Source organism: Brevundimonas sp. P7753 (assembly GCF_013386595.1).
Classification (GTDB): Bacteria; Pseudomonadota; Alphaproteobacteria; order Caulobacterales; family Caulobacteraceae; genus Brevundimonas; species Brevundimonas bullata.
In genome coordinates, this window is sequence record NZ_JACARP010000118.1 from 1 (window position 1) to 13831 (window position 13831).

Below are 13831 nucleotides of genomic sequence, written 5' to 3' on the forward strand. Positions count from 1 at the left end.
GGCCTTCACCGGAGGGGTACGGTGGACAAACATCGATCGAAAGTTCCCGACGCCCTTGGTGTCCTTCAGCGACTTCTTGATGACCTCGGCGTCGGCCTCCTTAAGCCCGCCTTCCCCGACGTACATGATGAACCCGGCATGGGCGCCATTGATGAAGTAGCGCCGGCGGAACAGCGTCGCCCCTTCGTTCAGGAAGGCCGACTGCAGCGCGCTCAGATATTCCGGCACGCCATAGATCTCCTGGTCCAGCCAGGGTTGCATGCCGTGGAAGACGGCGCCCTTCTTGAACCAGTGCTCCCGCATGAAGCCGGACAGGAAGACAAAGGCCCCCTCCTCCACGCCCCGGCGCGTATATCGGGCTAGGCTGCGCTTCAGCTTCATCGGCCGCCCGGCCATGTTGTCGATGCGCTCGACGTAGAAGTTCGCCAGCACCAGGTGATCCAGCACCAGGCCCTCGAACGTCGTCCGGTCCAGCATGGGGTGAGGGATGAAGTCGCGCAGCAGCTGGTTCACCTTCACCCGGAAGGCTGACGAATGGTGCGACGTGACATTGCCGGCCTTCGACAGCATGTCGAGCGGCAGCGGCGGCTGATAGTAGCGACCGCCAACCCCGACCACCTCCCAGCAGTCCAGGCCCTCCATCAGGTCGCGCCGGTTCAGCACGGGCTCCGCGTCGCCCAGGCGAAACGCCATCGCGCTCGCCGCGACTGCTGCACGAGAAGTATTTCCCCATGGTCGATGGGGAAGACAAGCCGACCGAGAAGATCGCCACCGACGTCCTGCTGTCCAAGAAGCAGCTGGGCGGCCTGCAGGTCGTCAAGGTGCCCTTCTTCCCTGAAGGCACCATCCTGATCACCCGCTTGGATAACCTCTCGATCTACGAGCAGGAAAACACGCGCCGGAAGACGATCGTGGACAAGGCCAGCCGCAGCCGGGTCGAGACCTATGAATCGGTCAACGAGGCCTACGTCGTGGAGAGCTACGACTACGCCCTGCTGATCGAGAAAATCGAGGTGGTCGGCGAGTAATCGCCGGCCTCCCCTTCCCTTCATAGCGACCGGAGTCCAGCGATGAGTATCGCCGCCCGCATCAAGGCGCAGGCTGAAGCCGCAGCCAAAAAACAGGCCGAAGCCGCGGCTGAAAAGCAGGCCGAGGCCCTGGCCCAATCCAAGCCTGTCAAAATCAGGCCGCTACTGCGTCCGGCCCCGGCGGTTCCTCCCGCTCGCCCGACGGGATCGTCGCCGGCGGCTCGGCAACGCGCCTTCCTCATCGCCTCAACCGCTGGTCGCGTTCTCGCAGCTTCGGGTCTTGCGATCGAGGAGCACGGCGCCAACGACGACATCGCACTTTCGCCTGATGTCGCCCGGATCGTCCTGCAGCTGGAAGAGGACCTGAAGCGCCTGAAGGACATCAAAGCCACCGACCGCAAGGTCGAGGCTAAGATCCTGATGCTGCCGACCTACAAGGGCTGGACTGACGGCGTCCTGGCTGCCGGCGAAACCGAACGCAGCCCGCTCGACCAGGTCTTCACCACCATCATGGCCTGGACCATCGACGCCGGCGACTACATGTCCGCCCTGCCGATGCTCGAGCACGCCATGCTCTACAAGCTGGACATGCCCTCGGGCTTCAGCCGCGACCCGATCACCTTCGCCATCGATCAGATCTGCGAAGACGCCATCCGCATCTACGACGCCGGAGGCGAGCCCGCCCAGCTGTTCGAGGCCGGCGTCCTGCCCATGCTGCAGGACCTGGTCAAAGACCACGACGTCGACCTGCACGATGAGGTCGAGGCCAAGCTGCACAAGGCGCTGGGCCGCGCGATCCTGGCGGGCGCCAATCCCGACAACGACGAAGACCTCAAGCAGCGTCGCATCAGCGCCCTGGCGGAATACCAGACCGCGCTGGCCAAGGACGAAAAGTCGGGCGTGAAGGGCGACATCGCCAAGCTGACCCGTGAACTGAAGAAGGCCCAGCCGGACGCCGGCGTTGGCGCCCAGCAAGGTAAAGCCTGATGCCGAACGCGCTCATCCATCTGCTCGTCTATGTCGCTGCGCTCGCGTTCTACGCCTTCTCCCCGGCGATAGGGCAAGCCGTTGGCATGGAGCCTGTCCGCGTGGTCGTCATCACATTGTTTTCCGTGGTGATCCTCCGGCTGCATCCGACCATCCATGCCCGCTGGCGGTCGAATCAACTTCGACTCTTCACCCGCGAAAGGCGGCCATCGGTCTTCTCGATCATCTCCCTCGGCATGCTGTTGGGAGCCGCGATTGTGGGCCGCACTATGGACGTCGGTTTCATGCTGGCCGGGGTCGTGTTCATGGGTGCCGTGATCGCAACCGTTAATGCGACCTGGCCAGTGCTGGCCGAAATCGAAGACACGCCGCCCGAACAGGGCGGCTGAAGAGCTCGCCCCCCGGCGCTCGGGGCGGGGCTGGTCCGACAACAGCGGGTTCGCCCGTCTGCAGCGTCCGACCAGCCCCCCACCCCGTAGCCCGGTCGGCGTCGAAACGAAGGGCCAGCAGGCGGCCAAACAGGAAACCCTCGCTCAGCGCCATGTCTGGACCCTTCTCCTCCACTCCCGTCATCCCCGCCCCCGGCGCCGCAGCTGCGCCGGCGTCGATCACCTGCGGCCCATTCTGGCCGGATCTCGATCTGGTCGGGCTGCGCTCAGCCATCCGCGTGGATCAGGTCGTCACCGAAGAACGCCTGCGCGAAGTCGCATCGAACGCCGTCCTGGACATCATGGACGAGCTTGACGTCTGGCGTCTTGAACAGATCGCCGCCGGCTTCGACGCGCTCGCAGACGTGCCCGGCCGACACAAGGTCGATGGTCGGAGCGACTACGAGATCCGGTGGGCCAAGGCCGTTCAGTCCGTCATCGCCGCCGACCTTGCGGATCGCCAGCTGGGCCAGTCGGCGCGATCCACCGGAATGGACCGCGTCGAAGAGCTCGCCTCCGACGTCGACGTGCATAACCCGCGCAAGAAGTTCGCCGTCGAAGTCATTGGCGATCCAGATTTGAATGCGGGCCCAAGTTCCATTTTTGACTACATCGTCGTTGTAGTCGCTCGTCGGATCATCGGGGCCGCCGCTGATAGCGAAATTCAGGTCAAAACAATCTTTACCAGTGTTGATCAGACGAAATGATTGAAGCGCAGAGCCATTCCGTCTTTCTACCATCCCCTCGTAGACCAACTTGAACGACGGCTGGGCAGTACGAACGGCCTCCTCGTTCCGCTGCGCAATGACAGTTCGATCGAACTCAAGTTGGTCTCGAGCAGCCGAAACCAGCTCCCTCTGTTGTTCAACAGAGTTGCGCAGCTCCTCCCCCTGTAGCCACAGCGCCTCCCCGCTATTTCGCAATTCGATGCCCTGTTGGAAAAAACCCAGCACCAGCCAAAGGAAGGCCAGAGGCGCGAAAGCCCCCGCCAAGAAATCGCCAGCTGAGTTAGGATCGAGCAAGACGATCTTGTCCCATCTTAGATAGGCGAAGGTCACGAGAAGGCCCAACCAGACCACTGTCAGGAGGCCCCCTGCCGCTATGAGCCACAAGCCACGCCCCGGCTTCTTCATCGCGGGCGCCGCGATCGCTGGCGGTAGGTTCGCGCCTGTCACTTGGCCTGCCCCTTTACTGCAGCAGCAGCCTCTTCAAATTCTGGCAGCGTCAGATCGGCCTTGCCGGCGGCGCCCAGGTAACTGATCCAGCACCCGCTCGCCAGCGTCTTGCCCCGCTCCAGCTTGTCCTGAAGGTCCGCCATGGCGGACGGTCGCGCGTCGCCATCTAGCACCTTGGCCATCTGCTCCATGGCCTCCATCTTCAGATAGGCAGCGTTCTCGCAGATATCCTGCGCCTCCTTCATGGCCGTCTTGACCTCGCCCTTGGCGCTGCGGGGAATCTCAATCCGCCCCATGTCGAGCCAGACCGCTTTGCACGCCTCGCCCGCCGCCTTGACCGGGGTAAAGGCCGCGTAGACATCGCCCGTCCCTACCGCTTCGCCGGCGCGACGCAGCGGCGCATCGCATTGCTCCATCTTGCCCTTGACCTGGCTCCAGACCGCGTCGAACTCCGCCTGCGTCATGCCTGCCGGTTTCGCTGGCGCGGTCTCCGCCTGAGGCGTGCTCTTCTCGGCCGCCGCCACAGTCGACGTCGGTGCCTGCGGCATCATTGATCCGCCCGCCACGCACCCCGCCATCGAGCCCAGGATGATGAAAAGTCCGACCAGGCGCTTTCGCACCTTCATCCAGGCCTGCGGCCTGATGGCGTTGACCACGCCCAGGATGAAGGCCGCGAAGCTGACCAGGATGATTAAACTACCGAGCGTTTCCATGCTTAGAGCCCCCCTATCTGACGCGGTGGCCCATGCCCATAAAATGGAATTGATGCAACAACGATATTTCAAATGATGAACCGCTAAAGCAGATCATCCTGAGCGTAGGAGACGGTCAGCCCGCTCAGTGAATTTATGCGCGAGCCGTTGCCTAACCAAATGGTGTCGAGAGCATAAAAATCATTGATACGCTGACGCGAACTTAGATAGACAACTGCTCCCGTTTAAATGGTTGGCTTCCCTCATGATCGATATCGCAGTCAGGGCCCAAGACTGGTTCGCTCTCATTGCGGGAGCCCTTACGGCAGCCGCAGCGATCTTCTCCGGCTACGCACTCGCCCGATCCTATGAGGAACAAAGAAAGGCCGGCATCAACTTAGAATTGTTGTTCTCAGATAAACCCGGAGCAAAAAATCAACGGCGTTCCCAGCCGGGCTCCACGCCTCCTTCAAAAACTGGGGACATCGACCCCCCCTCAGAGGCATTTGAGACAACCGCGCTACGCAACTACTATAAGCACGCTCTATCGCGCGCCAACGTCAGCTTCTGGTTCAGCATGACTTTCGCGACCATCGGTTTTGGCGTGATCATTTTTGCATTCGTCACCCACACCAGTGCCGACATTTGGGGATCTGCGCTGAAGATGGCCGGCGGCGCGGTGATCGACGCGGTGGCAGGTCTATTCTTCGTCCAGTCAACAAATGCACAGAAGTCTATGGGCGAATTTTTTGAAAAACTGAGGCTTGATCGTCTAAACGCTGAAGCAAGATTGCTCTTGGCTGACATCGAGCATCCGGAACGACGGGACGAGGTCCGGACACAATTAGTTTTGAAATACTCAGCTATCGAAAAGCTCATCGTTAGCGGGAGCTAGCAGGCGCCACGCCCGCCCCCACACGCGCGAGAGCCGAACCCCTCTCACCCTCGCTGAGCCAGCGACGCTGGCCCCATACAGCAACGGTCGCCGTCCTAACGGGCGGCAGCCGGGTTGGTCAGAGGGCGAGCACTGCTCGCCCGCTCGATCCTGAGCAGGTTTTCCGCCGTCGGCTGCGGCCTCGATCTGGAGAATAAGTGGTCGCCCGACCAGGGCGACGCCTCATTCCTTCCCGATCATGTGGTCTCGCGCCTAGCGAGACGCCTTAAATAGATATGGGAGCCGGGATTCTCCCACCTCAGGTGATTCACGTTGGGGCCTGCGGGTTACACCCGCGCCGGATCATCTCCTGGACCAGATTGTCGCCATGGTGGTCGAGGGCGGCCATGAGTCTCGGCTGGTTGGCGTAGGCGCGCTCCTCTTTCGATTGCCGCGCTGCGCGCGGCGACACACGGGCCTCTGCTGCGGCTTCAGCGGCCTGCGGGATCGACAAGACATAGGCGTTGGACGTCTGCCTTACCTGGGGGCCACGCTGGCCCTGCTGACCCGTCTCCACGTAGCGGCGCTGCCACGTCAGGAAGCCGTGGCGCTTCAGCTGCTCCTTCCAGGCGTGGATGCTCTTGGCCGGCACATTCAGGGCGTCGCCCAGCCATTCGGCGCTGGGCTCCAGGCGGCCCTCGTAGCGGGCGGCGACGGCGACCAGGACTTCCATCAGGCGGATGGCGCCGAAGCTGATGCCGCCCTTGTCGCCCATGACACCCTTGCGGGGCGCCGCGCCCGTCCGCTGACCCTTCTTCCGCAGATGCTCGGCGTGGATGCGCAGCGCCAGCAACAGGCGACGGCCGCGTTCCCAGCTGAAGTGCTTCCACCAGCTGCGCCGCACGGCGTGGCTGTTCCGGCGCACCTTCTGGTTTGTTCGGCGGTGAAGCGGCTCGCGCCGGCCGACGCCTTCGATCATGACAGCCGCGCTCATGACGTGGCGTCCATGGCGGCGCGGACGCCGCGGATGTGGGCCTCAACACGCAGCAGGTGCGGCTCGATCTCCCGCTTCTCTGTCTCGCTATAGACGTTGTCCTCGCCCGCCTTGCGGACCAAGCGCTGGGCGATGGCCATGACCTCGCTGGCCTCACAGGCCTCGCTGGTCGCGCACTGGGCCTCGGTCGGCTCCTGATCGCTCGAGGCCAGCGCCGGCGTGTAGATCCCCGCCTGGCCGGTGGCGCGCTGCTGATGTTGCTCCAGGAACGTCACCGCCCCGATCGGCATGGTGCGTCCGCTGCCAGGCTCCCGGCAGTCGTACATGTGGGTGCGGCCCATCTTGAAGGGCGTGACCTCGAGAATGTTCAGGCAGGCATCGACGCCGCCACAGGCGTCCTGAAGCGTGCGCGCGAGATACGCGTGCTGGCGCGGGTTCATAGGATTCGCTCCCTGCGAATCCGCCTGACGGCGCTGAGCACCGGGCGCAGACATGCGTTCGCTCCGGCGGTTCAGGGCCGGGCGTTGGCAAAAGGCGTCCCGATGACCGTCCGTAAGGCGGCCACGTTTGGCTTTGATGAGGGCAAGGGGGTCGTGCGCGCCGCCTCTGGCGTCGTCGTTCCGCACCGCGAATTTCATCCCCCGGCGCCCGAAGGCGAATGGATGAGCGGTTGCGGATCGGTCCGGCCGTCGGGCTGGCGTCGCGCGCTTGCCGATGTGGTTGGGGCGCTTCCGGCGCTACGGGATCCCGCTGCGCTCGCGGTCCAGGGCGAGGCGTTTCAGCAGGTGTCGATGCAGGGCGTTCAGGCGCGCGGAGCAGGCGCGGCGCGGCAAGACTTCGTTAAGCCTTCGAACAAACCGGAAACCGATTGGGGACGCTTCGGCCGACAGGGCCAGTACGGGAGCGAAGGGACGGGTCAGCACCGCATCCCTGCTTCGTCAAAGGAGAAGGCCTTCTCGCCCGGCCCTAAGGTCATGGTCCGCGAACTACCGCGCCGTCGCGCGCCCCTGCCGCTGATCTTTCGCTGGGCCCTGAGCATTTCGATTCTGGGCATCCTTGTCGGCCTGGTCGACGCCGCGATCGGCGCGCCAGTCGGCTTCGCCATCGTCGCCCTCGCCTTCCTGGTCGCGTGGCTGCGCGGATGAAGCTCAGCCGACCAGTTCTCGCGTGCCTCTTCTTGGCGTTCGCCCTCGCTTACCTCGCCGCCTCCATCTTTCTGAAAGGCCGCCTTTCATGAACAAGAGATCCGCCACCGCGCTGGATGTCGAAATCGGCCAGCGCCTCAAGAAAGCCCGCATCCGTGTCGGCCTGACCCAAGAGGATTTGGGCAAGGCTGCAGGCCTGACGTTCCAGCAGATCCAGAAGTACGAAAAGGGCGACAACCGCGTCGCCATTTCGACCCTCGCCCGCATGCGCCCGGTCCTCGGCATCGAGGCTGCCGATCTGCTCCCGCCGCTGCGCCAGGACGGCACGCCCATCGGCGACCCGCTGGCCGCCCAGGGCGGCACCATCACCGGCATCCAGTTGGCTCGCCTGTTCGGCCAGATGCGACCGGACCAGCAGCGCGCCATGCTCGACATCGCCAAGATCGTCGTCAGCGCCAGCAGCATCCCCGAAACCATGGCATCCGCCTGATGCTGGCCAACCTCCAGATCACCAAGGAACCCTCCTGATGGACGGATCGACTTTCGCCCCCGCGCCCACCTCCCCGATCGCCTCGGCCATTGCGCTGGACGAGCGGCCAGAGCGCCGCATGAACAAGCGCGAGGCCGCAAAGGCCTTGACCAGGTCCAAGGTAAGGAATGCCGCAGAGGCCCTGTTCGACACGGTCGGTTACGACAAGGCCACTATCCGAGACATCGCCGCCAAAGCCGGCATGTCGACCGGCGCCGTCTTCGCCAACTTCAAGGACAAGCTCGCCCTCTACGTCGACATCAAGGGCCACAAGCCAGTGACGATCGAACAGGGACACGAGCTCTTCCATGTCATGCTCGACCTGATCCCTGAACTTCAGGGCGAGCTCGAGCAGCGCCAAGCAGGCAAAAACGCCGAGCCTTGGGCCTATCTGGACGCCCTTTTGCAACGCGCGGGACCCGTCGTCGAAGCAATCAAGGCCACAGCCCCGCCCGAGAACCAGGACGTATGACCCGCTCGGCCGAAACAATCCGCACCGTTAGGGCCGGCTGCACCGTCTGCCACGGCACGGCCGCGCATTGGCTCGGCCGGAACGCCGCCGGCGTCGCCGCCCGGCACCACGACGCGACTGGGCACCGCACCTGGGCAGAACAGTCGCTTCGGACCGTCTACGGCGCCGACACCGCGCTGCCCCACCCCGACCTGTTCGCCGAGGCGACCGCATGATCCTTGACCTTCGAACCGCTATCGTGGACCGCGCCTGCGCCGCCCTCGACGACGTGCGGGCCGTCGCCATCGGCGAGGCCTTTGGTCTGTCGGCCGGCGCAGCCTGGATCGCCGCGCGCCTGGAGGAAGAGCGCCAGCCCCTGTCGCGCTACACCATCCGCAAGCGACTGCCGCGCTCTGATTTAGCGATCCTCCGCAACGTCGGAGCCATCGCCCCTCTTATCGCGCAGATCCGCGACAAGATCGGCGGCGACGCCCTTTTCAGCGACCGAGATGGCTATCGCCTGACGCCGCTGGGCCGGGTCCGCATCCGCGTGGCTCTAGGGGAACCCGTTCTATGAATCGGACCACCTCTACCCGCCGTAGCCTGACGTCGCTGGTTCAAAGGGCGATTGATGGCGGAAATCATCGCGTCGACATCACACCCGACGGCAAGGTCAGCATCTTGCCGCTGATGGTGACTCCAGCCCAAGCTGAAGACTACGCACTGGATGCGGAGATTCGTGAGCTGCTGGGCGATGGCGATGCTCGACATTAAGGGCGTGCACGTCGTCACAGCCAAGGGGCGAACCTACGTCTACGCCTGGCGCGGCGGACCGCGCGTTCAGAGCGCACCAGGAAGCCCCGAATTCATCGCCGAACTGGCGGAGCTCACGGCCGGCCGTCGCACCCTGGACTCCACCAAGCTGGCGTCCCTCTGCGCCGCATGGCGCGGCAGCGACCACTGGCGCAACGAGATCTCGGCGAAGACGCGTCAGAACTGGACGCCATGGCTGGATCGCATCCAGGCCCATTTCGGCAAGACCAGCATCGCCGCATTCGACAGGCCCCTCATCCGCGTCGCGATCCGCAAATGGCGCGACGAATACAAGGCGACCCCCCGGTCAGCGGATGTCGGCCTGGAGGTGCTGAGCCGCCTGCTGTCCTTCGGGATGGACGAAGGACGCCTGATGACCAACGCCGTGAAGGGCATGCAGCGACTCTACAAGAGCGACCGCTCCATGATCATCTGGACGCCGGAAGACATGAACCGGCTCGAGGCCGCTTCATCACCCCAAATGATCGCAGCCTTCAAACTGGCAGCCCTGACCGGCCTGAGAACCAGCGATCTGTTGCGCCTGTCGTGGAACCACATTGGGCCTCTGGCGATCGAGATTTCGACAGGCAAAAGCCAGCACCGCAAGACAACGCTGATCCCTCTCTACGGCGAGCTTCGCGAGCACCTGGCGACTATCCCCAAGCGATCGACCACGGTGCTGACGAATCAGGACGGCGCCAGCTGGCGCACAGGCTTCGGCTCATCATTCCAGAAGGCGAAGACGCGCGCCGGCATCGACAAGCATTTCCATGACTTCCGGGGCACTGCAGCGACCCGCATGTATCTCGGCGGCTTGGATGAACGTGAAATCGCGGAGATCTTCACCTGGTCCGAGGACTACGTCGCATCGATGATGCGGCGCTACGTGAAGAAGGATGAACTGCTCATGGACCGCATCCGGCGGCTCGATGAGCTCAAAGCCAGAACGCCCGCTGTAAAACCGGCTGTAAAACCAGCCTAGCCCAAAGGGCTAAATCCATGGTCGGGGCGAGAGGATTCGAACCTCCGACCCTCTGGTCCCAAACCAGATGCGCTACCAGGCTGCGCTACACCCCGAACCGATGGAGCGCCCTCATGACACGCCGGAGGCCCCACCGCAACGCATTCAAGGCCTTAATCTGGATTAGGGGCGAAAGAAGCTGTGGCGAACCTGGTCGCCGGGCTTGGCGCCGATCTCGTCGGCCCGGCCCGCGCGCAGTTCCAGCACGCCGTTGGCCGCGCCGTTCGAGGGCAGAGGCGTCTGCGAATAGGGCGTCGCGTGGCTGGCGATGGAGACGATCCGGCCTTGCGGGTCGATGTAGATGATGTCCAGCGAGCTGGGCGTGTTCTTCATCCAGAAGCTCTGCTCGGTCGCCGCCGGGAACTGGAACAGCATTCCCCGGTCGTCTTCCAGCGGCGGGCGGTACATCAGGCCGCGTTCGCGCTCGGCGTCGTCGTCGGCGATCTCGACCATGAATTTGTGCTCGCCTGAAGTGGTGACGATGCTCAGCGGCTCCAGCGGCTGGCCAGCGGCGTCGACCGGCCCCTTGGGCGCACAGGCGGAGGCCAGGCCTGCGACCGAAAGGACGCCCGCCAGCAGCATACGACGCGAGAAACCCATGACTTCGCCCCTCAATGGGCGAAACCTATTCGCCCGGCCTGATCTCGGCCACCACCAGGCCCTTGGGGCCGTCGGCGAACCGCACCTGCACCGCCTCGCCGGGCGCCAGATCATCCAGCCCGCAGCGTCGCAGCGTTTCGACATGGACGAAGATATCGCCGGCCGCGCCGTCGCGCACCACGAATCCATAGCCCTTGGTGCGATTGAACCATTTGACGACCGCTGTCTCCAGCGGGCCATCGCCCGTCATCTCAAAGACAGGGCGCGGCGATGCCGAAGCACGCGGCGCCTCGCGACGCATCGGCGTCGGCTGCCCCTGCCCCAGATCGATCACGCGCACGACCTGCCACCCCTTGGCGCGACGGGCGCATTCGCAAGTGATGACTGCGCCTTCGGCGGCGGCTTCATGCCCCCCGTCGCGCAGGCTGCTGACGTGCAGCAGCACGTCTTTCAGCTCCGTCAGGTCCGGCTCATCGGGCACGATGAAGCCATAACCCTTGCCCGGATCGAACCATTTCACCGTACCGGCGATCAGGACGACATCCGGCGCTTCAATCTCGTCGTAGTCCGACAACTCACAACCCCCGCCTGCAAAGCGTGCAGAGGCTATGATTAACACGGTTCTGTGAACCGCGGAAAAACAAAAATGACGATTTTAAGCCCGACTATCGACAAAAGCGTCCCTTCCCGCTGAATGGGCGACGACAATTCACGATGCAGGGGGATAGCTCCGCGTGGCAGTCCCTAGGGGAGTCGAACCCCTCTTTTCAGGTTGAAAACCTGACGTCCTAACCGATAGACGAAGGGACCGCTGCGCGGAGGAGTGGTCTGATAGCCATCCCCACCGTATGAAGCAAGTCTGTTTTTCAACTTTCTGAACAAAGACTTCACCGGCGCGGCGGGCGCGCAAAAACACCCCTTGGGGGACGATTGAGGCTGTCGATGTCAGGGAAGGAAGAAGGCTCCGCGTGGCAGTCCCTAGGGTTCAGCCCTTGCCCCGCAACATCAACGCCCTGGAATGGATAACCGCCAAAACGGACACTTTGATTCGGAAAGGCTTTCGGATGCGATGGCTAACCCTGTTTTCCGCCCGGACGGGTTCCGATGTTCCAATTCCGTTCACGGGCAAACTGGGGTAGGCTGACATTATGGCAGAGGTGATCCCCTTTCCGCTAGCAGCGCGTCAGGCCTTCGTGACCCGACAGGCTGTCATCGCCCTTGGCCTGCCGCCTGACGCGGCCGAACGTCATATCTTGCGGATGGTAAGGGAGCAAAGCGAGGTGCTGCGTCGCAAGGGCGTGGCGGATGACCGCGTGACCCACGAGGGTGCGGCCCTGGAGGGAGCTATTCGAGCTGCGCTCTGGAAGGCCGTTCTGACCCCAGGGGGGGCGGCCTGAACGCCCTGCTTGCACCCAAGGCGGCCAACGGCGGCCTCGCCTACTGGCAGCCCCTCTATGAGGCGGTAGGGATACCAATTTTCCCGGTCGGGGATGACAAGCGGCCAGCGGTTAAGCACTGGCAAAAGGTCACCCTTCACGCCAGCCGGATATACGCGCAGAGATTCCCGAACGCGGAGACGTTTGGATTCTGCCCTGGGCGGGTCGGGATCACGGTTCTCGACATCGACAGCGCCGATCAGGCCTTCGCGGATGACCTGTTTGCGCGGTATGGCCAGCCCCAGGTTCTGATCAGGACCGCATCGGGCAAGCTGCACGGCTACTACAAGCACAATGGCGAAGGCCGGATCATAAAGCCGGAAGGTCTGCCGTATGACGTGCTGGGCGACGGGTTCGCCATCGCCCCGTATTCAGTTACCCAGAGGGGGATTTATGAGTTCGAGCGCGGCGATCTGGAATCGCTCAACGACCTGACGCCTATGCAGGCTGGGCCTGCCGTCGCTCCCGTGGCGCCGGCGAATGAGAATGCACAGCGCCTTCGGGACGGCGACGGTCGCAACAAGTCGCTGTTTCAGTATCTCGGCCCTCAGGCCCGCTCGTGTGATGACCGGGAGCAGCTTTTAGATGTGGCCCGCCACCACGCTAAGGAGGCGTTCCATGACGCCATGCCCGACGCCGAAATTGTCAGAACCGTCGACTCTGTTTGGCGGCTCCAGGTGGAAGGCCGCAACAGGATCGGTCTGAAGACCGGGGAGCAACAGCTTATGATCTCAGGCGACGTCATTGCGCGGCTCACTCAAAACCACGGCCTCAAAGCAGCCGGCTTCTACGTCTGGGCCAGGAGCCGCTTCCAAGGCCTCGACACCTTCACCCTGCCCAATGGTCTGAGCAAGACGGATGGGATCAAAGACATATCCAAGCGGGACGTGCCGGCCTGTCGGAAGGCGCTCGTGGACGAAGGGCTGATCATCCTGGAGAGGCGGAACAGTCACGTTCACGGCCCCGATTTGTTCCGATGGCCAGCCTAAGGTCACCGAAAGCGGGAAGCCTAAATAACCTTACACCCCTCTCCCCCCTATCCAGGGTCTATAGGCCTGCCTCAGCCCTCAATCAGGCCAAAATCCCGCGCGGCCCCCTGCGAACGCCTCGCAAAAGAGTCAAATCCAAAATTTGGCGGCCGTTTGGAGGGGATCAGGCGTCCATTGCCATGACCTGCCTAACCTCGCCGTGTCGGCCTACATCTGACGTGGAATAGCCGGGACAATGCCTCGCTTGCTGATGCGAGGTTGAATGTCGTCGATCCTAGAGGGTGAGCTGGCCGGTCAGGTGGCGGACGCATTGTCCGTCGCCCGCGTCCCTATGGCGCTCACCATCGTGGTGACGATCCCCGGCGGCGGCCCGGTCTATGACCCCGACCCTCCGACCTATGAGGACCACGCCTGCCAAGGCTGGCCCGAGGCGTATGCCGATGACGAGGTGGACGGGACGCGCATCGAGACGAGCGACGTGCGGGTGATGGTGCTGACCCCGACGCTCGACATTGAGCCGACGACGGCGGATCGGATCGTCGTCAACGGCAAGTCTCACGCGATCATCAACCTGAAGCGCGACGCATCGGGCGCGCTCCTCGAAATCCAAGCGAGGGCCTGACGTGATCTGGTCCCAATGCCCCGACTTTTGGGTGGGGGGGTTTTCGG

Annotated in this window: 21 protein-coding genes and 2 tRNA genes; 15 read left to right on the forward strand and 8 right to left on the reverse strand. The window is 63.5% G+C overall.

Annotated features, from left to right (window positions below):
• The coding region (locus HX774_RS17535; RefSeq protein WP_218650504.1) for a phage portal protein at window positions 1-693 on the reverse strand (693 nt) is incomplete at its 3' end.
• A gap of 17 nt (window positions 694-710) precedes the next feature.
• On the opposite strand from HX774_RS17535, the gene HX774_RS17540 reads away from it, so the two are divergent.
• The 4 genes from HX774_RS17540 to HX774_RS20440 all read left to right on the forward strand — a co-directional run bounded on the left by HX774_RS17540 (window position 711) and on the right by HX774_RS20440 (window position 3150).
• The gene (locus HX774_RS17540; RefSeq protein ID WP_255500534.1) at window positions 711-1028 is read left to right on the forward strand and encodes a P2 family phage major capsid protein; all 318 of its coding nucleotides are present in this window, start codon (window positions 711-713) and stop codon (window positions 1026-1028) included.
• 42 nt (window positions 1029-1070) lie between these two features.
• Window positions 1071-2015: a phage terminase small subunit gene (gene gpM / locus HX774_RS17545; RefSeq protein ID WP_178828746.1), complete on the forward strand. Its 945-nt coding sequence runs from the start codon at window positions 1071-1073 to the stop codon at window positions 2013-2015.
• Window positions 2015-2404: a hypothetical protein gene (locus tag HX774_RS17550; protein WP_178828747.1), complete on the forward strand. Its 390-nt coding sequence runs from the start codon at window positions 2015-2017 to the stop codon at window positions 2402-2404. The genes gpM and HX774_RS17550 overlap by 1 nt, the downstream gene beginning before the upstream one ends.
• Before the next feature lie 152 nt (window positions 2405-2556).
• Window positions 2557-3150: a head completion/stabilization protein gene (locus tag HX774_RS20440; protein ID WP_178828748.1), complete on the forward strand. Its 594-nt coding sequence runs from the start codon at window positions 2557-2559 to the stop codon at window positions 3148-3150.
• Between the two features lie 464 nt (window positions 3151-3614).
• Here HX774_RS20440 and HX774_RS17560 read toward each other — a convergent pair whose 3' ends face one another.
• A complete protein-coding gene (locus HX774_RS17560) occupies window positions 3615-4274 on the reverse strand; it encodes a hypothetical protein (RefSeq protein WP_178828749.1) in 660 nt (219 codons plus the stop codon).
• 301 nt (window positions 4275-4575) lie between these two features.
• Here HX774_RS17560 and HX774_RS17565 point away from each other — a divergent pair, with 301 nt between their 5' ends.
• Window positions 4576-5205 (forward strand): hypothetical protein, encoded by a 630-nt coding sequence (locus HX774_RS17565; protein WP_178828750.1) that lies wholly within the window; start codon window positions 4576-4578, stop codon window positions 5203-5205.
• A gap of 307 nt (window positions 5206-5512) precedes the next feature.
• Here HX774_RS17565 and HX774_RS17570 read toward each other — a convergent pair whose 3' ends face one another.
• A complete protein-coding gene (locus HX774_RS17570) occupies window positions 5513-6178 on the reverse strand; it encodes a hypothetical protein (RefSeq protein ID WP_178828751.1) in 666 nt (221 codons plus the stop codon).
• On the reverse strand, window positions 6175-6618 hold the full coding sequence (locus HX774_RS17575; RefSeq protein ID WP_178828752.1) for a hypothetical protein: 444 nt from the start codon (window positions 6616-6618) through the stop codon (window positions 6175-6177). Before HX774_RS17575 ends, HX774_RS17570 begins: the two co-directional genes overlap by 4 nt.
• On the opposite strand from HX774_RS17575, the gene HX774_RS17580 reads away from it, so the two are divergent.
• From HX774_RS17580 to xerC, 7 genes are all read left to right on the forward strand, one after another.
• Entirely contained in the window at window positions 6601-7323 is a 723-nt protein-coding gene (locus tag HX774_RS17580; RefSeq protein WP_218650505.1) for a hypothetical protein, read from the forward strand. The two genes, HX774_RS17575 and HX774_RS17580, sit on opposite strands and share 18 nt — an antisense overlap.
• A gap of 88 nt (window positions 7324-7411) precedes the next feature.
• A complete protein-coding gene (locus tag HX774_RS17585; protein WP_178828754.1) occupies window positions 7412-7813 on the forward strand; it encodes a helix-turn-helix domain-containing protein in 402 nt (133 codons plus the stop codon).
• Between the two features lie 37 nt (window positions 7814-7850).
• Entirely contained in the window at window positions 7851-8324 is a 474-nt protein-coding gene (locus tag HX774_RS17590) for a TetR/AcrR family transcriptional regulator (RefSeq protein ID WP_255500532.1), read from the forward strand.
• On the forward strand, window positions 8321-8539 hold the full coding sequence (locus HX774_RS17595) for a hypothetical protein (RefSeq protein WP_178828755.1): 219 nt from the start codon (window positions 8321-8323) through the stop codon (window positions 8537-8539). The genes HX774_RS17590 and HX774_RS17595 overlap by 4 nt, the downstream gene beginning before the upstream one ends.
• The gene (locus tag HX774_RS17600) at window positions 8536-8880 is read left to right on the forward strand and encodes a hypothetical protein (protein WP_178828756.1); all 345 of its coding nucleotides are present in this window, start codon (window positions 8536-8538) and stop codon (window positions 8878-8880) included. Before HX774_RS17595 ends, HX774_RS17600 begins: the two co-directional genes overlap by 4 nt.
• A complete protein-coding gene (locus HX774_RS17605; RefSeq protein WP_178828757.1) occupies window positions 8877-9077 on the forward strand; it encodes a hypothetical protein in 201 nt (66 codons plus the stop codon). Before HX774_RS17600 ends, HX774_RS17605 begins: the two co-directional genes overlap by 4 nt.
• A complete protein-coding gene (gene xerC, locus HX774_RS17610; protein WP_178828758.1) occupies window positions 9058-10098 on the forward strand; it encodes a tyrosine recombinase XerC in 1041 nt (346 codons plus the stop codon). The genes HX774_RS17605 and xerC overlap by 20 nt, the downstream gene beginning before the upstream one ends.
• Before the next feature lie 18 nt (window positions 10099-10116).
• Here the strand turns inward: xerC and HX774_RS17615 are convergent.
• From HX774_RS17615 to HX774_RS17630, 4 genes are all read right to left on the reverse strand, one after another.
• Window positions 10117-10193 (reverse strand) — tRNA-Pro (locus tag HX774_RS17615).
• Between the two features lie 67 nt (window positions 10194-10260).
• Window positions 10261-10737, reverse strand: coding sequence for a DUF192 domain-containing protein (locus HX774_RS17620; protein WP_178828759.1), 477 nt, complete (start codon window positions 10735-10737; stop codon window positions 10261-10263).
• A gap of 25 nt (window positions 10738-10762) precedes the next feature.
• Window positions 10763-11311 (reverse strand): cold-shock protein, encoded by a 549-nt coding sequence (locus HX774_RS17625; RefSeq protein ID WP_218650506.1) that lies wholly within the window; start codon window positions 11309-11311, stop codon window positions 10763-10765.
• A gap of 161 nt (window positions 11312-11472) precedes the next feature.
• A tRNA-Glu gene (locus tag HX774_RS17630) sits at window positions 11473-11547 on the reverse strand.
• Window positions 11548-11885: 338 nt separating this feature from the next.
• Here HX774_RS17630 and HX774_RS20445 point away from each other — a divergent pair.
• The 3 genes from HX774_RS20445 to HX774_RS17640 all read left to right on the forward strand — a co-directional run bounded on the left by HX774_RS20445 (window position 11886) and on the right by HX774_RS17640 (window position 13784).
• Window positions 11886-12134 carry a DUF6074 family protein gene (locus tag HX774_RS20445; RefSeq protein ID WP_370523737.1) on the forward strand — a complete coding sequence of 83 codons (249 nt, stop codon included), beginning with the start codon at window positions 11886-11888 and terminating at the stop codon, window positions 12132-12134.
• Window positions 12135-12205: 71 nt separating this feature from the next.
• A complete protein-coding gene (locus HX774_RS20190; protein WP_370523738.1) occupies window positions 12206-13162 on the forward strand; it encodes a bifunctional DNA primase/polymerase in 957 nt (318 codons plus the stop codon).
• 262 nt (window positions 13163-13424) lie between these two features.
• A complete protein-coding gene (locus tag HX774_RS17640) occupies window positions 13425-13784 on the forward strand; it encodes a hypothetical protein (protein WP_178828760.1) in 360 nt (119 codons plus the stop codon).
• Window positions 13785-13831: the final 47 nt, after the last annotated feature.